17 protein-coding genes and 1 riboswitch are annotated in these 21585 nt (G+C 61.2%); of the genes, 7 read left to right on the forward strand and 10 right to left on the reverse strand.

Features of this window, described 5'->3' with window-relative positions; all coding sequences use genetic code 11:
* Nucleotides 1–169 precede the first annotated feature (169 nt).
* The gene (thiC, locus tag KCG87_RS04675) at nucleotides 170–2059 is read right to left on the reverse strand and encodes a phosphomethylpyrimidine synthase ThiC (RefSeq protein WP_095138094.1); all 1890 of its coding nucleotides are present in this window, start codon (nucleotides 2057–2059) and stop codon (nucleotides 170–172) included.
* A 146-nt stretch (nucleotides 2060–2205) separates the two neighbouring features.
* Nucleotides 2206–2311, reverse strand: a riboswitch (TPP riboswitch).
* 205 nt (nucleotides 2312–2516) lie between these two features.
* Between thiC and KCG87_RS04680 the strand changes: the two genes are divergently transcribed.
* Complete coding sequence (locus KCG87_RS04680) at nucleotides 2517–3950, forward strand: TolC family outer membrane protein (RefSeq protein ID WP_098966910.1); 1434 nt, start codon at nucleotides 2517–2519, stop codon at nucleotides 3948–3950.
* A gap of 168 nt (nucleotides 3951–4118) precedes the next feature.
* On the opposite strand, the gene waaA is transcribed toward KCG87_RS04680, so the two are convergent.
* On the reverse strand, nucleotides 4119–5393 hold the full coding sequence (gene waaA / locus KCG87_RS04685) for a lipid IV(A) 3-deoxy-D-manno-octulosonic acid transferase (protein WP_210556723.1): 1275 nt from the start codon (nucleotides 5391–5393) through the stop codon (nucleotides 4119–4121).
* Between the two features lie 11 nt (nucleotides 5394–5404).
* On the reverse strand, nucleotides 5405–6307 hold the full coding sequence (locus KCG87_RS04690) for a LysR family transcriptional regulator (RefSeq protein WP_095138092.1): 903 nt from the start codon (nucleotides 6305–6307) through the stop codon (nucleotides 5405–5407).
* Nucleotides 6308–6409: 102 nt separating this feature from the next.
* On the opposite strand from KCG87_RS04690, the gene KCG87_RS04695 reads away from it, so the two are divergent.
* The 4 genes from KCG87_RS04695 to KCG87_RS04710 all read left to right on the forward strand — a co-directional run bounded on the left by KCG87_RS04695 (nucleotide 6410) and on the right by KCG87_RS04710 (nucleotide 9932).
* Complete coding sequence (locus KCG87_RS04695; RefSeq protein WP_003221050.1) at nucleotides 6410–6742, forward strand: multidrug efflux SMR transporter; 333 nt, start codon at nucleotides 6410–6412, stop codon at nucleotides 6740–6742.
* Nucleotides 6743–6947: 205 nt separating this feature from the next.
* Nucleotides 6948–8123, forward strand: coding sequence for an FAD-dependent oxidoreductase (locus tag KCG87_RS04700; protein WP_210556725.1), 1176 nt, complete (start codon nucleotides 6948–6950; stop codon nucleotides 8121–8123).
* Nucleotides 8120–8932, forward strand: a complete 813-nt coding sequence (locus tag KCG87_RS04705) for an aldo/keto reductase (protein WP_134785287.1) — start codon at nucleotides 8120–8122, stop codon at nucleotides 8930–8932. The genes KCG87_RS04700 and KCG87_RS04705 overlap by 4 nt, the downstream gene beginning before the upstream one ends.
* Nucleotides 8933–8963: 31 nt before the next feature.
* Entirely contained in the window at nucleotides 8964–9932 is a 969-nt protein-coding gene (locus KCG87_RS04710) for a hypothetical protein (RefSeq protein WP_027611383.1), read from the forward strand.
* A 90-nt stretch (nucleotides 9933–10022) separates the two neighbouring features.
* Here KCG87_RS04710 and hldE read toward each other — a convergent pair whose 3' ends face one another.
* The 4 genes from hldE to msbA all read right to left on the reverse strand — a co-directional run bounded on the left by hldE (nucleotide 10023) and on the right by msbA (nucleotide 14829).
* On the reverse strand, nucleotides 10023–11444 hold the full coding sequence (gene hldE / locus KCG87_RS04715) for a bifunctional D-glycero-beta-D-manno-heptose-7-phosphate kinase/D-glycero-beta-D-manno-heptose 1-phosphate adenylyltransferase HldE (RefSeq protein WP_210556727.1): 1422 nt from the start codon (nucleotides 11442–11444) through the stop codon (nucleotides 10023–10025).
* A 102-nt stretch (nucleotides 11445–11546) separates the two neighbouring features.
* Nucleotides 11547–12158, reverse strand: coding sequence for an adenylyl-sulfate kinase (cysC, locus tag KCG87_RS04720; protein ID WP_098966904.1), 612 nt, complete (start codon nucleotides 12156–12158; stop codon nucleotides 11547–11549).
* Nucleotides 12151–12855 carry a sulfotransferase family 2 domain-containing protein gene (locus tag KCG87_RS04725; protein ID WP_096794740.1) on the reverse strand — a complete coding sequence of 235 codons (705 nt, stop codon included), beginning with the start codon at nucleotides 12853–12855 and terminating at the stop codon, nucleotides 12151–12153. The genes cysC and KCG87_RS04725 overlap by 8 nt, the downstream gene beginning before the upstream one ends.
* 171 nt (nucleotides 12856–13026) lie before the next feature.
* Complete coding sequence (msbA, locus tag KCG87_RS04730) at nucleotides 13027–14829, reverse strand: lipid A export permease/ATP-binding protein MsbA (protein WP_027611379.1); 1803 nt, start codon at nucleotides 14827–14829, stop codon at nucleotides 13027–13029.
* A 153-nt stretch (nucleotides 14830–14982) separates the two neighbouring features.
* Between msbA and KCG87_RS04735 the strand changes: the two genes are divergently transcribed.
* Together KCG87_RS04735 and KCG87_RS04740 are read left to right on the forward strand one after the other, a co-directional pair.
* Nucleotides 14983–16845 (forward strand): bifunctional O-antigen ligase/aminoglycoside phosphotransferase family protein, encoded by a 1863-nt coding sequence (locus tag KCG87_RS04735; protein WP_210556729.1) that lies wholly within the window; start codon nucleotides 14983–14985, stop codon nucleotides 16843–16845.
* Nucleotides 16845–18062, forward strand: a complete 1218-nt coding sequence (locus KCG87_RS04740; RefSeq protein ID WP_134785284.1) for an acyltransferase — start codon at nucleotides 16845–16847, stop codon at nucleotides 18060–18062. The genes KCG87_RS04735 and KCG87_RS04740 overlap by 1 nt, the downstream gene beginning before the upstream one ends.
* Before the next feature lie 18 nt (nucleotides 18063–18080).
* Here KCG87_RS04740 and KCG87_RS04745 read toward each other — a convergent pair whose 3' ends face one another.
* The 3 genes from KCG87_RS04745 to KCG87_RS04755 are packed head-to-tail and all read right to left on the reverse strand — an operon-like array spanning nucleotide 18081 to nucleotide 21585.
* Nucleotides 18081–18965, reverse strand: coding sequence for a glycosyltransferase (locus KCG87_RS04745; protein WP_027611376.1), 885 nt, complete (start codon nucleotides 18963–18965; stop codon nucleotides 18081–18083).
* Between the two features lie 32 nt (nucleotides 18966–18997).
* Nucleotides 18998–20152: a glycosyltransferase family 4 protein gene (locus tag KCG87_RS04750; RefSeq protein WP_210556731.1), complete on the reverse strand. Its 1155-nt coding sequence runs from the start codon at nucleotides 20150–20152 to the stop codon at nucleotides 18998–19000.
* The gene (locus tag KCG87_RS04755; RefSeq protein WP_210556956.1) at nucleotides 20149–21585 is read right to left on the reverse strand and encodes a PIG-L family deacetylase; all 1437 of its coding nucleotides are present in this window, start codon (nucleotides 21583–21585) and stop codon (nucleotides 20149–20151) included. The genes KCG87_RS04750 and KCG87_RS04755 overlap by 4 nt, the downstream gene beginning before the upstream one ends.

The following is a 21585-nucleotide window of genomic DNA, read 5'->3' on the forward strand; positions in this document are numbered from 1 at the left end:
GTGTGATCAAGCTGGCCCACTTGTGGCGAGGGGATTCATCCCCGATGGGCTGCGAAGCAGCCCCAAAACCTGAGAATGCGGTACATCTGAAGGACCCGGTTCTCAAAATTGCGACTGCTGCGCAGTCGATCGGGGATAAATCCCCTCACCACAAAAGATCAGTCAGGGATCAGACTTTTTTATAGAGCTGACTGCCTTCCTTCTTGAACCGCTCAGCCTGTTCCGCCAGGCCTTGGGCGACGTCCACGTCGACCGCGTCGATCCGCTGGTTGGCCGCGTATTCACGGACTTCCTGAGTGATCTTCATCGAGCAGAATTTCGGCCCGCACATCGAGCAGAAGTGCGCGACCTTGGCCGAGTCCTTCGGCAGGGTTTCATCGTGATACGAACGTGCAGTGTCCGGGTCGAGACCGAGGTTGAACTGGTCTTCCCAACGGAATTCGAAACGCGCCTTGCTCAAGGCGTTGTCGCGAATCTGCGCGCCCGGATGCCCTTTGGCCAGGTCCGCTGCGTGGGCGGCAATCTTGTAGGTGATGATCCCGGTCTTCACGTCATCCTTGTTCGGCAAGCCGAGGTGTTCCTTCGGCGTCACGTAGCAGAGCATGGCGCAACCGAACCAGCCGATCATCGCCGCACCGATACCCGAGGTGATGTGGTCGTAACCCGGAGCGATGTCGGTGGTCAGCGGGCCGAGGGTGTAGAACGGCGCCTCGTCGCAGCACTCCAGCTGCTTGTCCATGTTCTCTTTGATCAACTGCATCGGCACGTGGCCCGGGCCTTCGATCATGCACTGCACGTCGTGTTTCCAGGCAATCTTGGTCAGCTCGCCGAGGGTTTCCAGTTCGCCGAATTGCGCTTCGTCGTTGGCGTCGGCAATCGAGCCCGGACGCAGGCCATCGCCCAGCGAGAAGCTGACGTCGTAGGCCTTCATGATTTCGCAGATTTCGTCGAAGTGGGTGTAGAGGAAGTTCTCTTTGTGGTGCGCCAGGCACCACTTGGCCATGATCGAACCGCCACGGGAAACGATGCCGGTCACGCGTTTGGCGGTCAGCGGCACGTAGCGCAACAGCACGCCGGCGTGGATGGTGAAGTAGTCGACGCCCTGCTCGGCCTGTTCGATCAGCGTGTCGCGGAACAGCTCCCAGGTCAGGTCTTCAGCGACGCCGTTGACCTTCTCCAGCGCCTGATAGATCGGCACGGTACCGATCGGCACCGGCGAGTTGCGGATGATCCACTCGCGGGTTTCGTGAATGTGTTTGCCGGTGGACAGGTCCATCACCGTGTCCGAACCCCAGCGAATGCCCCACGTCAGTTTCGCCACTTCTTCTTCGATGGACGAACCCAGGGCGCTGTTGCCGATGTTGCCGTTGATCTTCACCAGGAAGTTACGGCCGATGATCATCGGTTCCAGTTCGACGTGGTTGATGTTGGCCGGAATGATCGCGCGACCACGGGCGATTTCTTCGCGGACGAATTCAGCGGTGATTTCTTTCGGAATGCTCGCGCCGAAGCTGTGGCCGGCGTGTTGCTGGTTCAGCAGGCCGGCGGCGCGGGCCTCTTGCAGCTTCATGTTTTCGCGGATGGCGACGTATTCCATCTCGGCGGTGATGATGCCTTTGCGCGCGTAGTGCATCTGGCTGACGTTGGCCCCGGCCTTGGCCCGGCGCGGGTTGTTGACGTGAGCGAAACGCAGTTTGGTCAGTTCAGGGTCGGCGAGGCGCTCCTGACCGAAGTTGGAACTCAGGCCTGGCAAACGCTCGGTGTCGCCACGGTCGTCGATCCACGCCGAACGCACGTCGCCCAGACCTTTGCGCACGTCGATCACCACGTTCGGATCGGTGTACGGGCCGGAGGTGTCGTAGACGGTGACCGGCGCGTTGATTTCGCCACCGAAATCGGTCGGCGTCACATCGAGGGTGATTTCGCGCATCGGCACGCGGATGTCCGGGCGCGAGCCCTGAACGTAGACTTTTTGCGAACGGGTGAACGGCTGAACCGACTGCTCATCGACCTTGGCCGAATCACTCAGGTTGATCGCGTTTTTTGCTTTTGTAGTCATCACGGGCTCTCCAGACAGCATCCAGGCAATGGATTGTCGGAGCAGAACCTGAAAGGCACGGACGCACCAGGACTGGTGCTGTGCATCGTCGTCGAGCGTTCGATTGTCGAACAATATCCCGGACGAAGCACAAGAGGACTCGCCGGGTGACGAGAAATCTTGTTCCCTACGCAGGCGCTAACCTGATCAGGTTCAACGGGATCCGAAATTATTCGATCTCAGCCTCATAGCAAGGCACCCCGACAAGAACCCGGCCAGTCTAGACACAACCAGCAAAGAACGCCAACACCGCGGCAAACACCATGATGAATGGCGCAATTACCGGGACTTGCAGGATTGTTGCCGCACGATTGCGCAACTACACTCGCTTTGCCCTGCGCGCCTTGACGCTGCCGGGGCCGCGCCGTAGCCTTGGCGCGCACATTATTTCCGTAATATTTTTGCTAGGGATCGCCTCATGCTGCGCAAACTTTCACTGGCTCTTGCCGTGTCTTGTGCGTCCAACGCAATGGCCTGGGCAGCAGAAGCGCCCTTGTCGACCAAGACCGATCTGGTCAGCGTCTATCAGGAAGCCGTCGACAACAACGCCGATCTGGCCGCCGCCCGCGCCCAGTACGGCGCCCAGAAAGAAGTGGTGCCACAGGCCCGTGCCGGCTTGCTGCCGAACTTGTCTGGCGGCGCCGAAGTGGCGAATGTGCGCACCTCGATCGACCAGCCTTCAGCCATTGCCAATCGCAGCGCGCATTCCTATCAGGCGACCCTGGCACAACCCTTGTTCCGCGCCGATCGCTGGTTCCAGTACCAAGCGGCGAAAGACGTCAACGAACAAGCCGCCCTGCAACTCTCGGCCACCGAACAGAACCTGATTCTGCAATCGGCTGAAAGCTACTTCAACGTGCTGCGCAGTCAGGACAACCTGGCCTCGACCAAGGCTGAAGAAGCCGCGTTCAAGCGTCAGCTCGACCAGTCCAACGAGCGTTTCGATGTCGGCCTGTCGGACAAGACCGATGTCCTGCAATCGCAGGCCAGTTACGACACCGCGCGCGCCAACCGTATCGTTGCGCAGCGTCAGGTTGACGATGCGTTCGAAGCGCTGATCACCCTGACCAACCGTCAGTACAACTCGATTCAGGGCATCGTCCACACGCTGCCGATCCTGCCGCCGGCGCCAAACGACGCCAAGGCCTGGGTCGACACGGCGGGCAAACAGAACCTCAATCTGCTGGCGAGCAACTTTGCGGTCAGCTCCGCCGAACAGACCCTCAAACAGCGCAAGGCCGGTCACCTGCCGACCCTCGATGCCGTGGCCAAATACGAAAAGGGTGACAACGACGCCCTCGGTTTCGCCAACCCGAACGCCTTCGGTACGCCGTACAGTGGCAACGTCGAGCAAAGCACCCTGGGCCTGCAACTGAACATTCCGATCTACAGCGGCGGGCTGACCAGTTCGCAAGTGCGCCAGTCCTATGCGCAACTGGATCAGAGCGAGCAACAGCGCGAATCCCTGCGCCGGCAGGTGGTGGAAAACACCCGCAATCTGCACCGCGCGGTGAACACCGATGTCGAGCAGGTGCAGGCGCGCCGCCAGTCGATCATCTCCAACCAGAGCGCGGTGGAAGCCACGGAAATCGGTTATCAGGTGGGTACGCGCAACATCGTCGACGTGCTCGACGCCCAGCGTCAGCTGTACACCTCGGTGCGCAACTACAACAACACCCGCTACGACTACATCCTCGACAACCTGCGCTTGAAGCAGGCGGCGGGAACGTTGAATCCGGGTGACTTGCAAGACCTGGCGCGCTATCTGAAGGCCGACTACAACCCGGACAAGGACTTCCTCCCGCCGGATCTGGCCAAGGCAGCGGAAGCACAGCTCAAGGCGCGCCCCTAAACAATCTGGAAAATCCCCTGTGGCGAGGGGATTTATCCCCGATGGGGTGCGTAGCAGCCCCAAAACCATTCACCGCGGTGATTCAGTCTGATATGGCAAGCAGGGTTAACGACTGCTGCGCAGCCGATCGGGGATAAATCCCCTCACCACAATAAATGTTCCGGGCGACTATTTGATCAACCGGCCCAGCCCATCCAGCAACCGCTGCAGCGCCCCCTGATTACGCCGCATCACCGCCAGCCCGGCCTCGGCCATGCGTTGCGCATCGCGCGGCAATTCGAACAAGCGCTGCACTTCCACCGCCAGCCCTTCGGCATCATCCACTTCGGCCAGCGCACCGGCCTCGCGCAACTGCGCGGCGATGTCGAGGAAGTTGAACAGATGCGGGCCGCTGAGCACCGGTTTTGCCAGTGCCGCCGGCTCCAGCAGGTTATGCCCGCCGTTGGGCACCAGGCTGCCGCCGACGAAAGCACTGTCAGCCAGCGCATAGAGAAACAGCAGTTCGCCCATGGTGTCGCCAAGCAGCACTGAAGTGTCCGCTTCGACGTTGGCACCGGTGGAACGGCGCACCGTGGCAAAGCCTTCACGCTGGCACAATTCGAACACCGAGTTGAAGCGCTCGGGATGGCGCGGCACCAGGATCAGCAATGCATTCGGGTAGTTCGCCAACAGCCGGCGATGGGCGTCGAGCACCACTTCGTCTTCGCCTTCGTGGGTACTCGCAGCGATCCACACCGGGCGCTCCAGCGCCTGCCATTGGCCGCGCAACTCATGGGCGCGCTGCAGCAGTTGCGGGTCGATGGTCAGGTCGAACTTGATCGAGCCAGTGACCTCGACCGTCTGCGGACGCGCGCCGAGATCGCGGAACCGTTGGGCTTCGGCTTCGGTCTGCACCGCAAAAAAACTCATTTCAGCGAGCATCGGCGCGGTCAGCTTAGTGAAACGGCCATAGCCCCGGGCCGATCGTTCGGACAACCGGCCGTTGGCCAGCGCCACCGGGATCCCGCGCTTGGCGCACTGGTGAATGTGGTTGGGCCACAGTTCGGTTTCCATGATCACCGCCAGTTTCGGTTTGGCGTGATCAAGAAAACGCGCCGCTGCGCACGGCAAGTCGTAGGGCAGATAACAATGCTGGATGCGCGGTTCGTTGGCGAACAGCGCCTGAATCCGTTCTGATCCGGTCGGGGTCATGCAAGTCACGGTGATCGGCAGCTGTGGATAACGCTGCAGCAAGGCGCGAATCATCGGCGCGGCGGCAATGCTTTCGCCCACCGACACCGCGTGCACCCAGATCCCGCCGGGTTGCAGTGGTGGCATCCCGTAAGAGAAGCGCTCGCCAATCCGCTTGGCATACGCCGGGGCCTTGCGCGAGCGCAGCCACAGCCGAATCGCCACCAATGGCAGCCCCAGGTAAAACAGCGCGGTGTAGAGAGTTCTATTCATGGCGGCGGAGTTTATCGACTTTTGTCGCCAATCGCCCGCAAGTGCACGGCAAAACGTTCAGCCAGCCAGCGCGCAGCCGGGCCGAGGGGTTCATCCCGGCGCCAGACCAGCTCCACCACCAACGCCGGCGGGGTCCATTCGCTGTCCAGTTCAACCATCAGGCCCTGATAAGCCGAATACTGCACCACATGCCGGGGCAGCCAGGCCCAGCCCAGATCCCGCACCAACCATTCGGCCATCACGTAGAAACTGTCAGCGCGCCAGACTTGCGGGCTGGCCGGTTCGTTGCCGGGGTAGACGCTGGTTTGCGTCGACATCAGTAATTGCCGATGCTGTGCCAGTTGCTGGCAGGTGACATAGGACTGCGTCGCCAGCGGATGATTGATGCCGCAGACGGTGACCATTTCCACCCGGCCCAATACCCGACGCTCCAGCGCTTCGGGAATTTCGTCGTGATAGAACAGCAGGCCCAGATCAGCGCGACGCTCGACCAGTTTGCGTGCGACTTCACCTTGAGCGGCGCTGGTCAGTTGCACTTCGAGGCTGGGGAATTGCTCGGCCAGCGCATCGAAGCTTTCCACCAGTGCCTGATACGGCATGGCTTCATCCTGAGCCACCCGAAGCTGCGCTTCCTGACCGCGCATCATTGCCATCGCCCGACCGTTCAGCCGCGCACATTGGCGCAACACTTCCCGGGCTTCTTCGAGCAGGGCTTCGCCCGCTTCGGTGAGCCTGGGTGAGCGACCACTGCTACGCTCGAACAGGCTGACGCCCAAATCGTCCTCCAGCATGGCAATCGCACTGCTGATCGCCGACTGCGCCTTGCGCTGCTGGCGCGCCACGGCAGAAAACGAGCGCTGTTCGGCGACGCTGACGAAGGCGCGCAGTTGTTCCAGATTCCACAGGGTATTCATGCTGCAACCCATCTTCAAAACAGATAGGTAATGACTTTACCCCATCTGAAGAGCGACTAGAATGCCGCCTCAGCAAGCAACGTTTTACATGAGGATCTACACATGAACGCCTACGCCTTCCTGGCTATCGCCATCTGCGCCGAAGTGATCGCCACCGTTTCGATGAAAGCGGTCAAAGGCTTGAGCACCCCGCTGCCGTTGATTCTGGTGATCGTCGGCTACGGGATTGCTTTCTGGATGCTGACGCTGGTGGTGCGCACTGTGCCGGTGGGGGTCGCCTACGCCGTGTGGGCGGGCATGGGCATCGTCATGGTCAGCGTCGCAGCGCTGTTCATTTATGGGCAGAAGCTGGACGTGCCGGCGATGCTCGGGATGGCGCTGATCGTGCTCGGCGTGGTGGTCATCCAGCTGTTCTCCAAGACTGCCGGGCACTGATTTGCAGTAACGCAAATCCCCTGTGGAAGCGGGCTTGCTCGCGAAGGCGGTGTATCAGACAACATTTCCGTTAACTGACACAGCGCATTCGCGAGCAAGCCCGCTCCCACATTTGGTTTTGCATCTGCCCTGTTGATCATCGACAAATCCCGCTCTTTCCCGAGTCTGTATACTGCGCCCTCGTCTTGAACACTGAGGTCGTTGCATGCCATCCGTTATTTCCACCGACGTTCTGATTGTCGGCGCTGGTGTCGCCGGCCTCTGGCTGAACGCGCGTCTGCGCCGTCAGGGTTTTTCGACCGTGCTGGTGGAGAGCGCCAGTCTCGGCGGCGGGCAGAGCGTGAAGTCCCAGGGCATCATTCACGGCGGCGCCAAATATGCGTTGCACGGTGCGCTGACCGGCGCCTCGGAAGCCATCGCCGACATGCCGCGCCGCTGGCGTGAAGCGCTGGCCGGCAACGGCGAGCTGGACCTGTCCGGCGTGCGCCTGTTGTCCGAAGCGCATTACCTGTGGTCGCCCGGCACCCTCGCCGGCAACCTCACCAGTTTCTTCGCCAGCAAAGCCGTGCGTGGCCGGGTCGATCAGGTCAAGGGCGATCAACTGCCGCCGGCCCTGCAAGACAAGCGCTTCAAGGGCAAGGTCTATCGCCTCGCCGAACTGGTGGTTGACGTGCCGAGCCTGATCCAGCGCCTGGCCGATCTGGCCGGTGACGGCCTGCTCGCCGGGCAAACCATCGAGCCGCTGCTGGAAGCCGGTGTGCTGGTCGGCCTGAAGGTCGACGGTCGTGAAATCCACGCCCAGCGCATCGTCCTCAGTGCCGGCGCCGGCACTGCCCGATTGCTGGAAGACCTGGGCCTGACCCATCCACAGATGCAACGCCGACCGCTGCACATGATCATCGCCAAAGGCCCAAGCCTGAAGCCGCTGTACGCTCACTGCCTGGGCGGCGGCACCAAGCCGCGCATCACCGTCACCACCCACCCGGCCGCTGACGGCAACTGGGTCTGGTACCTGGGCGGCGACATTGCCGAAAGCGATGGCGTGGCCCGCGAACCTGCCGAGCAGATCGCCACCGCGCAGAAAGAGCTCGGCCAGTTGCTGCCATGGATCGATCTGAGCCAGGTGCAATGGGCGACCTTGCGCGTCGATCGCGCCGAGCCCCTGCAAACCGGCCTGACCCGCCCGGACAACGCCTTCCTCGCCGAGGAGGGTCGCCTGCTGGTGGGCTGGCCGACCAAACTCGCACTGGCGCCGGACTTCGCCGACCGGGTCATCGCTGCGCTGGACCGCGACGGCATCCAGCCGCAACCGGCCGAGCCATTACCGGCACTGCCAAAACCACCGATGGGCGTTCCAGCCTGGGAGCAACTGTTGCCATGAGCGTAGCGACCCTGCACGAACTGCATCGCCCCTTGGGCAGCACCGGCCTGATGGTTTCACCGCTGGGCCTGGGCACGGTCAAACTTGGCCGCGACCAAGGCGTGAAATACCCCAACGGTTTCCAGATCCCCGACGATGACGCGGCACGCATGCTGCTCAAGCAGGCCAAAGGGTTGGGCATCAACCTGATCGACACCGCCCCGGCCTACGGTCGCAGCGAAGAACGCCTCGGCCCGTTGTTGCGCGGCCAGCGGCAGGATTGGGTAATCGTCAGCAAGGTCGGTGAAGAGTTTGCCGACGGCCTGTCGCGCCATGACTTCAGTGCGGCGCATACGCGGATGTCGGTGGAGCGCAGCCTGCAACGTCTTGAAACCGATTTTATCGACCTGGTGCTGGTGCACTCCGACGGCAACGACATGGCCATCCTCGAACACGAAGAGGTCTACGCTACCCTCGCTGCACTCAAGGCCGAGGGCAAGATTCGCGGTTTCGGCTTCTCCGGCAAAACGGTCGAGGGCGGACTCAAGGCGCTGGAGCAAGGGGACTGCGCGATGGTCACCTACAATCTGAACGAACAGAACGAGAAGGCAGTCATTGACTATGCTGCTGCCCACGGCAAAGCCATTCTGGTGAAAAAAGCCCTGGCCAGCGGCCATGTATGCCTGAGTCCGGGCGTGGATCCGGTGCGCGCCAGCTTCGAGTTGTTGTTCCAGCAGCCCGGCGTGGCCAGTGCTATTGTCGGGACGATCAATCCGCTGCACCTCGCCCATAACGTTGCGACCGTTGCCCAGGTCCTCCGTGGTCACTGACGCCGCCCCGCGGCCTTAAGCAGGAGCCGACATGCCGCGCACGCTCATCAGAAAGAACCCGAGCAACTTCAAGACGCTGCCGCTGTTCGTCGAGGCCACGCCCGAAGGCCTGACGTATCAGAGCGTCGGCATGCCGCTGAATTTCGCCCAGACCCTGCAGCGGCGCAAACCGGTGAGCGTGGCGGATGCCGAGCGCTTTGCGGTGGAACTGGCCAACCTCGGGGTCTCGGTGCGCCTGACCCTGCACTGGCAGAATCGCGATTACTGGGTGCTGGTGCGCCAGCGTCGGCAGGATCGCGGCGACGTCGTGCTCAAGCTGATTTCCGGTTACGTGCCTGCTCAAGAACTGAACATCCCGCTGCACACGGCGATTCAGGAAATTGCCGAAGAGTGCCTGCTGGAAACCCCGGAAGGCTGGCTCGGCGGGCGCTTCAACGACACCTGGCTACCGGCGCCCTACGCCTCCGCCCTGCATTATCGCGAGGCCCTGCCGTTTCGCCTGACGCCGCAGTCCGGTTCGGCGCGACCGGTGCGCTGCGCCAATCTGCAATTGCTCGAACGACCACGGGCCTACGTGCATCTGCCGACAGCATCGCTGCAACTGATCTACGACTTGCGCCTGGACGTGCCAAAGGAAGCCAAATCCCTGAGTCTGTTTCACGTCGATGAACGCCTGGAAGGTGATCAACTGGTGGCGCGACTGGACCGCAAGCGCCCGGATTTGTACCTGATGCCGTTGCAGGACGGCGAACCGCTGGCCGAGCTGTATACCTTGAAGAAAGGTCAGCTGTCTCCGGCGGGCACGCGCGGTCTGTATCTGGCCGAAAGCTTTGCCAGACAGGATGGCTGGCTGGTGCGTGACGAGCGGATTCGCTGGAAGGACTGGTTACGCCAACAAGGCCTGACCCCGCCGGAGAAACCCACGGGACTGGCGCGGTTGCGCGGCAAGGCCAGGCAATTGCTGAAGAAGATCGTACCGCGCAAGAAAGTCAGTTCCTGAAACGCAAAAGATCGCCGCCTGCGGCAGCTCCTACAGGGAAACGCATTCCAATGTAGGAGCTGTCGCAGGCGGCGATCTTTTTAGCTTGAATCAGTTACCGCGGATTTTTTCCACGATCGCCGTGGTCGAGCTGTTTTCCACCAGACCCAGCACTTTCACCGTGCCGCCGTAAGCCTTGACGATATCGGCACCAACAACCTGGTCGATACCGTAATCACCGCCCTTGACCAGCACATCCGGCTTGACCTCGCGCAGCAGGTTTTCCGGGGTGCCTTCGGGGAAGCTGATCACCCAGTCCACCGCACCGAGGCCGGCGAGTACCGCCATGCGTCGGTCGACACTGTTGATCGGACGTCCCGGCCCCTTCAGACGGCTGACGGAGGCGTCATCATTGATCGCCACGATCAGCCGGTCGCCCTGCGCGCGCGCCTGCTCGAGGTAGGTCACGTGCCCGGCATGCAGAATGTCGAAGCAGCCGTTGGTGAAGACGATGCGCTCGTTATGCGCACGGGCATCGGCCACTGCCAGCACCAGCTGTTCCAGACCTAGCACCCCACGCTCCGAACCTTCTTCACGCTGAATCGCGCGGCGCAGTTCCGGGGCGCTGATCGCCGCAGTACCGAGTTTGCCGACCACGATGCCCGCCGCCAGATTGGCCAGCGCCACCGCGTGCGGCAGTTCTTCACCGGCAGCGATCGCCGCCGCCAGGGTGGAAATCACCGTGTCGCCGGCACCGGTCACGTCGAACACTTCGCGGGCACGGGCCGGCAAGTGCAGCGCCGGATGCTCCGGACGCAGCAGGGTCATGCCGTGTTCACCACGGGTGACCAGCAGCGCGCCGAGCTCGAGATCGTGCATCAGGGTCGCGCCCTTGCTCACCAGTTCGTGCTCATCGGCGCAACCGCCGACGATGGCTTCGAATTCGCTGAGGTTCGGCGTGATCAGACTGGCGCCACGGTAGATCGAAAAATCCTTGCCCTTGGGATCGGCCAGCACCGGAATGCCTTTGGCACGGGCCGCCTGAATCAGGGTCTGATGGTTCTTCAGCGCGCCTTTGCCGTAGTCCGACAGCACCAGCACCTTGATGCCTTCGAGCAGATCATCGACCTGCGAGGCCAGGGCCAGCGCATCGGTGGCAAACGGTTCTTCAAAGTCGATACGCAGCAACTGCTGGTGCCGGCTCATGACCCGCAGTTTGACGATGGTCGGCTGGTGCGCGATGCGCTGGAACAGGGCACGCACGCCCGCGCCCTTGAGACTGTTGCTCAGGCTGTCGGCGGCTTCATCGTCGCCGGTCACACCGACCAGTGACGCCGGCGCGCCCAGCGCGGCAATGTTCAAGGCAACGTTGGCAGCACCGCCCGGGCGGTCTTCGATTTGCTCGACTTTTACGACCGGTACCGGTGCCTCAGGGGAAATCCGTGAGGTTCCACCATGCCAGTAACGGTCGAGCATGACATCGCCGACCACCAAGACTGGGGCTTGATCGAATCGCGGCATGGACAACTTCATGGAGCAACCCACATACAAAATGAACAGGGGCGCGATATTAACACAGGGTTGGCGCAGGCTTGCGTGCAGCCTGCAACAGGATGAAACAGTCCGTTACTTTGCTCATTTTTTGAGCACCAGTGCCGCCAGTTGTCCACAGGCTTCGGACAATTCCAGCGCCTCGGTGTCGATTTGCCACTCGGCTGCCAATGGCGCTTCGTAAGGACTGTCCACGCCCGTAAAGTGCGTGATCCGGCCTTCCCGTACGGCCTGATACAGACCTTTCGGATCGCGCCGGGCGCAGACTTCCAGCGAAGTGCTGACGTGCACTTCAATGAATTCATCCTGGGCAAACAGCCTGCGCGCGGCGTCGCGTTCGGCGCGGAACGGCGAAATGGCCGCAACGATCACAATCAGCCCGGCGTCGACCATCAACCGCGCCACCTCGGCCATACGCCGGATGTTTTCCCGGCGGCAGAGATCGCTCATGCCCAGGTCGCGGCACAGGCCATTGCGCACATTGTCGCCATCGAGCAAAAACGTGTGCAGACCCGACGCATGCAGGTGCAGTTCGAGGGCATTGGCCAGGGTTGACTTGCCGGCGCCGGAAAATCCGGTCAACCACAGGCAGCGTGGGTGTTGTGCCTTGAGCGCTGCCCGGGCCTGGTGCGAGAGCGCCAGACCGTAAGGCCGAATGGCGAGCTTCTGTAGCGGCAGTGACAGGGACTCATTCATACCCGAGCAACTCGTAATCACGCTGATAAACCCGACGTACCAGACGCCGGGTGCGCACCGAACAGAACTCGCGCGCCGGCATCGATTGCCGTTCCCGCGAGCCGTTGACGTGAGGCAACTCGCCAGTCAGCCCCAACTGTTCGCAAACCAGACGAAAATCCCGCGTCAGGTGTTCCTGATAACCGATGAAGTCCAGCGCCAGATGCCCCAGCGAGTCCGTCAGAAAGTCGGTCTGCGCGGCAAAGTGCAATTGCCGGGCAATCGTTTCCGGATGCAGCCAGCGCGCGACAAAATCGTCGAAATCCCGGTACTGCCGCACCAGCCGTTGCGCCATATGGTCACGCGCGCTCAACTCGTTGCCACGCAAAAAGGCGTAGGCCGAATAGGCACGTTCCAGCGGGTCGCGAACAAAAGCGAACTTGAAGGCGTTGGCGAACTGCTCGGGAAACTGCTCTTCATACCAATACAGCGGCAAGTGCCCGGGTCGCCAGCCGTCGAACAGCGCCGTGCAAACGCTGCTGCCGGCGCATTTCGGAACATGGATAAACAGGCAGGAGCGCTGCTGGAAGGCCTGAGGAAACGTCAGGTTGGCCGACATCGACTTGTTCACCACCTGCCGATCGACCACCGACAGGCGCCCGAGCAGAAAAGCCCGCTGTGGCTTGGGCAGCAGTTTCCAGAGATAGCGTTGCAGCATGAAAGCACCCGCGCGACGGGGATGGCCCCCTCGATGGAAGTCAGAGTTCGTTGAGGAACCTTAACAAGCGCGGTGCCCGGTTTTATTCCGGTTTGGTCAAGAAGGGTAAAGGTCTGGATACAAACGACTGTGGGAGCGAGCAGGCTCGCTCCCACAGGGCAGGGCCTGGAGTCAGGCGATATCTTCGGCCGGGGCATCGAGGCCCATGGCGTTGAGGCGCGCGTAGTAACCATTTTGCGCCAGCAACTGGTCGTGGGTGCCGCGCTCGACGATGCGCCCCTGATCCATGACCAGAATCAGGTCGGCCTTCTCGATGGTCGACAGACGGTGAGCGATCACCAGCGTGGTACGCCCCTTCATCACCTGATCCAGTGCCGCCTGAATGTGCCGTTCGGACTCGGTGTCGAGTGCCGAGGTGGCCTCGTCGAGAATCAGCAGCGGTGCATTCTTCAGCAACGCACGGGCAATCGCCAGACGCTGGCGCTGGCCACCGGAAAGCAAGACGCCGTTCTCGCCGACCTGAGTGTCCAGGCCTTGCGGCAACTGCGAAATGAAGTCCATCGCGTAGGCATCACGCGCGGCTTTTTCAATGTCTTCACGCGGCGCACCGGCCAGATCGCCATAAGCGATGTTGTTGGCCACGGTGTCACTGAACAAAGTGACGTGCTGAGTCACCTGAGCGATGTGACGACGCAGGTTGAGCAGTTTGTACTGTTCGACTTCCACATCGTCGATGAGGATTTCGCCCTTGTCGTGGTGATAGAAACGCGGAATCAGGTTGGCCAGCGTCGACTTGCCGCTGCCCGAACGCCCGACCAGTGCGACCATCTGCCCTGGCTGGACCGAGAAACTGATGTCGTCCAGCACCTGGCGTTCGGTGCCAGGGTAGGTGAAGCTGAGGTTGCGCACGTCCAGACGGCCACTCACCGCATCGCGCTCGACGGTGCCGGTATCGACTTCCGGCTCGACATCCAGCTGCTCGAAAATGCTCTCGGCACCGGCCACGCCTTTCTGAATGGTCGAGCTGACTTCGGACAATTGACGGATCGGCTTGGGCAGCAGGCCCGCCAGCGTGATGTAGGCGACCATGTCACCGGCCGAGGCGTCACCGCGCAGGTACAGCACCAGGAACATCAGCACGGCCATGGCGGTGTAGATCACCAGTTGCAGCATCGGCGTATAGATCGCACCCGTGCGAGTCATGCGCAGTTGCTTGTCGGTGTTGCCCTGGCTGGCATCGAGGAAGCGCTTTTCTTCATAGGCCTCGCCGCCGAAGCTGCGAACCACGCGATAACCCTGGATGGTTTCCGAGGCCACATGCGTGACATCGCCCATCGCCAGCTGGATCTTCTTGCTCTGCTTGCGGAATTTTTTGCTGGCGGTGCGCACCATTACGGCGATCAGCGGCAGGATCGCCACCATCACCAGGGTCAGCTTCCAGTTCATGAACAACAGCGAGGCAAACAGGAAGATCACCGTCATGCCTTCACGGATTACGACCTTGATCGCATCTGTTGCCGCCCCCGTGACCATCGTCACGTTGAAGGTGATACGCGAAATCAGATGACCGGAGTTATGCTTGTCGAAATAGCGGTTAGGCAGCACCAACAGGTTGTTGAACAACTGCACACGCAAGTCATGCACCAGCCCGAGAGAAACCTTGGCCAGGAAATAGTTGCCCAGATAGGAGCCCAGTCCCTGCCACGCGGCGATCAGGATGATCAACAGCGGCACGGCCTGCAGCAGCTGCAGGTCACGCAGATAGGGCACGGAGGGAAACAGCACCGCTTCAGGGTTGGACAGGCCATCGACAAAGTACTTGAGGATGTAGCCAAGCATCGGTTGCGTCGAGGCGAAAATCAGAAAGCCGACGATGCTGATCAGGAACAGACTGATGTACGGCCGGACATAGCCGAGCAGGCGGAAGTAGATTTTCAAGCTCGATGGGCTTGCGGCGGGACTGGAATCGGTCATATCACGCGAAAGTCGATAAAAAGGACGCTGACTTTAGCACAGCTTCTTCAGGGTTCTGGCAATCGGCGAAAGGCTGTTATTGTTATGCACCTCTTCTGTATCAAATAGCCATCACTCGAATGGTCGATCAACCTCAGGAATGAATCTCACAGCATGCAACTTCGCGGCTTCAGCAGTACGTCCAATCGGATTTTCGATTTCATTAGCCTGTGGATTCTTCCCACCGGTTTTTTCCTGCTCCTGTGCGCGCTGTTCTTCTTGCCGGGTCGAAGTCTGCATCACAAGTTGTTCTATGGCCTGTTCAGCATTCCGACACTGATCGCGCTGTGCCTGCGCCCGCGCGAACTCAAGGAGCTGCTGCGCGAGCCGATTTTCACCGCGGTTCTGCTGTTCGCCGCCTGGGCATTGCTCAGCCTCGCCTGGGGGCCGGGCGGGGAGCCGCTCGGCGGAATGTTCAAGCCGCCACTGCATACCTTGCTGCTGTTTGCCGGCTGCTACCTGCTGGTGCGCTACCGCAGCGACATCCTGCAACCCTTGCTGTTCGGCGCCGCGTTGGTCGCGCTGATTGCCACGACCATTTTCCTGTTCATGTTCGCCCGGGTTTATGAGCCGGGCATGCGCCTGATCGGCGGTGGTGCCTTCGATAACCCGTTGCTCAGCTCGCACCTGTTCGGCTTCTTCAGTGCCTACTGGCTGAGCGTGACCATGACCTGCAAACGTCGCCAGATGATGTGGCTCAGCTTGCCGGCGATGGCAATCATGTTCATGGCCGTGATCGGCACCGGTTCCCGGACGCCGTTGGTGGCACTGACCATGGCGGCGCTGTGGCTGTGTTTCATCTGCTGGAACAAGCGCTCGGTGGGGTTACTGATCGCGCTGGTCCTGAGCGGCGTAGCAGTCATTACGCAGTTTTCGCAGATGATCACCGAACGTGGCGACTCCTATCGTCTGGAAATCTGGCAGAAGGTACTGCACATGATTGCCGATCATCCATGGATCGGTCATGGCTACAGCGCCAGCCTTGCCGTAGACCCCGGTAACGGCATCAGCTTTCAGGAGCCGCACAGCTTTATCCTGGGTGTGCTGTATTACGTCGGCATCATCGGCTTGCTGCCCTGGTTGTTCTTCCTGCTGTGGGGCCTGCTGAGCAGTTGGCGCCAGCGTGTGCAGCCACTGCTGATCATTGCCTCGACCTGGCTGGTATTCGGTATCGGCGCCGGGCTGACCGAAGGCGGCGGAATAATCTCGCGGCCCAAGGAGCACTGGTTCCTGTTGTGGATCCCGCTGGCACTGATCGCAGCGTTGAGCATCAATCAACGCGCGCGGCGCCTGTTGACCCAGCCGGTGCAAAAGCTTGCGACCGCTGACCTGGAGCACATGAGCAGCACGGCCCAGATCATTGAAGAAGATGGCCTCGGCCCGAAAGTCCTGCGCCTGACCGACGGCAGTTTCCTCAAGCTGTTCCGCCGTCGCCGCTGGTACACCTCCGGCAGTTTCAATCCCTACTCCGAACGTTTCGCGGTCAACAGCGAACAACTGCGTAAGATGGGCATCCCGACCCCGCAAATATTGAATCTGTACCGTCTCGACGATGGCAGCAGCGCTGTGCATTACGCGCCGTTGCCGGGGCACACGCTGCGTCAGGTGCTGCAGAGCATTACCGCTCCTGCGGTGCGCCAGGCGCTGGTGGAGCGCTTTGGCAAATTCATGGCGCAACTGCACGAGAAAGGCGTTTATTTCCGCTCGCTGCACCTGGGCAACGTACTGGTACTGGAAGACGGCGAGTTCGGCTTGATCGATCTGGCCGACCTGCGTATCTACCCTACTCCGCTCAGTCTTTCCCTGCGGCAACGCAATTTGCGTCATATGCAACGTTACACTGTCGACAAACGCTGGCTGTTCGAGGATCACCTCGATGCGTTGCTCCAGGGGTACGCCGTGACGGCGTCCAAATCCGCGGTTGAAAATCTGCAAAGGCAAGTGCTGGCCGGCAACACCCCGGTCCGGGTTCATTGATGATCGAAACCAATCCGCTTATCGCGCTGGCAGCCTATCTGCTGGCCATCGTCACTTCCGCCCTGCTGTTGCGTGCGGTGCCGAAAATCGCTCGGCACCTGCAGCATTCCGGCGAAAGTCGATATGCCAGCATCGACGGCCTGCGCGGCTATCTGGCGTTTGGTGTGTTCGTGCACCACTCGGTCATTACCTGGATCTTCTTGCGCACCGGGGTGATCGACTTTCCGCCGAGCAACTTCTATTCGATGCTCGGTCAGGGCAGCGTCGCGCTGTTCTTCATGATCACCGGTTTTCTGTTCTGGAGCCGCCTGCTCGCGCAGGGACGCAACCATGACTGGCTGGCGTTCGGCGTGTCACGGGTATTTCGCCTGTATCCGCTTTATCTGCCACTGATGCTGCTGGTGTTCGTCTCGATCTTCCACTTGCAGGGCTGGCAAATGAAGGAGCCTGGCCTGGAGCTGTTCAAACAGATCCTCGCCTGGCTGACGTTCGACCGCCCGGACATCAACCAGTACCGCCACTCCGGCATGCTGATATCCAACGTCACCTGGACGCTGGCCTATGAGGTGTTTTTCTACATGGCGCTGCCATTGGCCGGGCTGGTGTTCATCTACCGCGGCAGCTGGTTGCAGGTGGTGCTGTGCCTGATCGGCATCTACACGCTGTACCAGGTCATCGGCTGGGAACATTCGCTGAAGAAACACTTTCTGGCGAGCTTCCTCGGTGGCATCGCCGCCGCCTACTGGATTCGCCGGCCGGCGCTCGTGGCGTGGAGCCAGTCGCGTCTGGCGAGCATCATCGCCGTGCTCGCGCTGTTGATCGCGTTCACCGCGTTCAGTCGGGCGTTCAAGACTGCACCGCTGTTTTTGCTGGGGTTGTTTTTCGTGATCGTGGCGTCCGGCAATAATCTGTTCGGCGCGCTGAAACCACGCAGCATTCGCTGGCTCGGCGAAATTAGCTACAGCACCTATCTGCTGCACGGGTTCGTGCTGTGGCTGATGGTGCAACGGCTGCCGCTATTGCTGAATATCGATGCGCGGGAAACGGCGGTGTACCTGCCCCTGGTGGCCGTCTGCACCTGCTTGCTGATTCTGATCAGCAGCGCGACGTTCCTCTATATCGAGCAGCCGGGCATGGCTGCCGGCAAGAAGGTTGTGCATTGGCTGCGCCAGCGTCAGAAGGGCGAAAAGCGCCTGCCGGAGAAGGTCGCCCGCTGAGCGCGAGCGACCGCTGCCTCAGTCCTTTTCCAGCGGGGAAAAGAGTAAACGCCCCAGTCCGCGCCAGGTCTTCTTGTTCCAGGCCTTGAACGGGATCTGCGCCAGCAGCTCCCTTGCCAGTTTGCGATTGCGGTTGGCGGTCTTGAGGAACATCGAGTTCAGCGCCTTGAAGCGCACTTCGTCGTACAGCGGATGATCGCTGAACAGCGCATAGGTGCGCAGGATGTTCTCGATCATGAAGCGATGATTCTTGTACGAGTTGGTGGCGTGCTTGCGGTAGCGCGCCATCACCACGTTCAAACCGTCGATGAAGTAGCCAGCACGGGTCACCTTGAGCTCGATGTACAGGTCTTCAAGACGAATCGTCGGATCGAACCCTCCCACCTTTTCCAGCGCCTCACGACGGATCATCAACGTCGGTGCTGGCGGATACGGCTTGCGTTCAAGAAACATGTCGTCGAAATCGAGGCGGCGAAACGGCACGTCGCGGCGCTGACGCTTCTCTGGATACAGGCTGCCGTCGGCGTGCATCAGCTCGATATTGCCGGCACAGATCCCGACTTCAGGCTTGCCGTCCATGTACGCCACCTGGGTGGCAATACGTTCGGGGTACATGATGTCATCGGAGCCGAACGGCACAATCAGGCTGCCCTTCGAGCGGGCGATCGCGCCGTTGAGGGTATTGGTCAGGCCCTGATTCTGCTGCACACGGAAATCGAAGCCGTACTGCGCCTGCAACGCGCTGATGCGCTCGACGCTGTCGTCCTTCGAACCGTCGTCGACCACCAGCAACTCGATGTTCTTGTAGCTCTGGTTGAGGACACTGAGGATGCTCTCCTCGATGTACGGGCCGTGGTTGTACGAGGCGATGATCACGGTGACGAGGGCGTTGGCTTCGCTCATGACTCTTTCTTCGCTCACGGTTTTCTCTTCGCTCACGGCTGTTCCTTGCGGGCCTGCTCCAGGCCGGAGTCGATCAGGTCCAGATATTCCTGACGGAACACCTCGATGTCGTGCTGTTCTTGCAGATAGCGGTAAGCCTGCTCGCCCTTGGCCTTGAGCTCGTCGTCCGACAGCGCCAGATAGTGATCCAGCGCGGCGACCAGACTCGGCACGTCCTTGGGCGTGATCGCCAGACCACCGGCACCTTCGATCAGCGGCAACATCGCCGGCACGTTCGAAGCGATCACCGGCAAATGGCCGCTCATGCCTTCGAGCAAGGCCAGGCCCAGGCCTTCGGCCAGCGACGGCATGGTCCAGATGTCGAACGCACGCACGTATTGCAGAGCGTTTTCCTTGAAGCCCAGCAGGTGCGCGCGACCGCTCAGGCCCAGTTGCTCGATCTCGGCCGCCAGCGGCGCTTGCAGGCGCCCGGCACCGATGATCGCCAACTGGGTGTTCGGGTATTTGTCCTTCAATGCGGCAAAGGCTTGCAGCAGATAGGTGTGGCCCTTGACCGACACCAGCCGCCCCAACGCACCGATCAAACGCACATTCGGATCGAGGCCCAACAACTCGCGAGCTTTTTCGCGGCTGTGCTGCAAGCCCTCGGCCTGCTCGATGTCGATGGCATTGGTAATGGCGTAGGTGTTCTGGTCGGTAAAGCCGCAATCGCAATCGAGCAGGTACTGTTTGACCGCCGGCGACACGCCGACGAAGCGCCAGTGCCGATCGATCAGACGCTGGGTCTGGCGTCGTCGGTAAAAGCGATCGTACTCACCGAAACCATGGGAGATGCCAATGCACAGCGGCACCTTCAACCAGCGGTTGAGCGCGAGCATCATGTTCACCGGTTTGAAGCGGTTGCAGATCACCACGTCGAACTTTTCCCGGCGGCAGAACTTGTACAACTGCCACATCGCCCGCAGGCGCATGCCCTTGAGCGACTTGTCGGAAAACTCGAAGTACACCGAATGGTCGGCGCGGCTCACCGGCTCGCCCGGCCCCGGTTTGCCGCGCAGGAAAGCGGCGGTGATCTCATAGCGCTCGCTCGGCAATGCCTTGACGATCTGCTCGGCGAGGTCGGCAAAGTCATGGGCTTTGACGTTGTAGTCGGGTTGCAGCTGCAACACCTTGAACCGTTGACTCATGACTCTCCCCGCTGGACGCCTGTCTCACCGTGCTTCAGTAGCCAGAACAACTCCTGGCGCCTGACTGCTTTTCGAAAAAATTCGTTTTCGCCGTACACCGACCCAGCCCGCCCGGCGAGCACACGCTGGATAACCCGGCGCAGGCGACGCTTGAACGGTGCCGGCGGCTGCAGGTCATGCATCATGCCCAGCGCCATGGCCTTGTCCCGTTGCAGCTCGATGGACAACGGCAGGCACAGCGGCTGCATCGGCACCGCCGCATCGAAGGCCGGCGGCAAGGCAATGCCCTGCCCGGTGTTGCCCATCGGCCAGCGGTCGTTGTCGTGCAAGTGGTTGGCGTAACCGAGCAGCGTCGGCTGCCAGTCGAGGCCTTGGAGCGCCTGCAAAACCGCTTGCTGGGCGCAGATATGGTCAGGGTGCGGATCGAGGGTCGGGTGCGGCAGCACGATCACCTCTGGACGGGCGCGCAGCAGCACTTCACGCAGGTCGGCCAGCAGGTTGTTCCAGCTCGGCGCACCATCGGCATCGCCCGGCAGAGTGAACGGATTCAACTGGCGAAACAGTCGCGTGTCGTTCAGGTCGGCTTCGCGCGAGCCCACCGCCTGATTCGGCGCGGCCTGCATCGCCGCCAGTTGCAGGCAAAAGTAACCGAGTTGCACGCAGTGTTCCTGCGGCACACCGGCCCAACGCGGCACGGCGAGGCTGTCCCAGGCGCGCAACCGGCCCTTGAGCCGTGCCGCCTCGACCTTGCTCATGCCCATCTGTTGATAGTGTTCGGGTTCGATCTCGCCAGCGGTCAGGGTGACGATCCAGGCGTCATCGGCCTGACTGTACAAGCCATACGCCGCCAGTTCGGCATCGTCGGCGTGCGGGGCGATCACCATCACCCGCTGACGGCGGTAGTCTGGTTGCTCCAGCGCCCACAGCACCGGCTCGCCAAAGACCCGGCAAAAGCGCCCGCGCAAGCGCAACTGACCTTGCGCCAAGGCTTGCGCCTGACCGCTGAGGTTCAGGTAACGCAGGCCATTGACCCCGCGCTCGAAGGTTTGTGCATCAGGATGCGTCCCGCCGAGCAGTTCCACGCGCGGATCGAGAAAACGTCCCAGCCAAGTGCTTTTGACCTTTACCGCGAGGATCAACGTCGCTTCGTCGACCAGCATCACACCCTCGTCCAGGCGCAATTGCTCGCCGCTCAAATGCACCTTCGGCTGCGGTGTAAACGGCGGAAAGCTGTACTGGTAATCGTCTTTCGGCGAATAGAACAGGTGATCGGCAAACCACGCTTCATGGGCGACCCAGCCAACCACCGCGAGCACCAGCGGCAACCACCACGCGACCAGCACACCGAGCGCGATCAACACGCTCAGGGCGATCAGCAAGGTAATGCGTTTATTGCGACGATGACGCTTGAGCAGTTGCTGTTTGCGGCTCAT

The sequence above is a fragment of the Pseudomonas sp. MWU347 genome (assembly GCF_017947305.1).
GTDB lineage: Bacteria > Pseudomonadota > Gammaproteobacteria > Pseudomonadales > Pseudomonadaceae > Aquipseudomonas > Aquipseudomonas putida_A.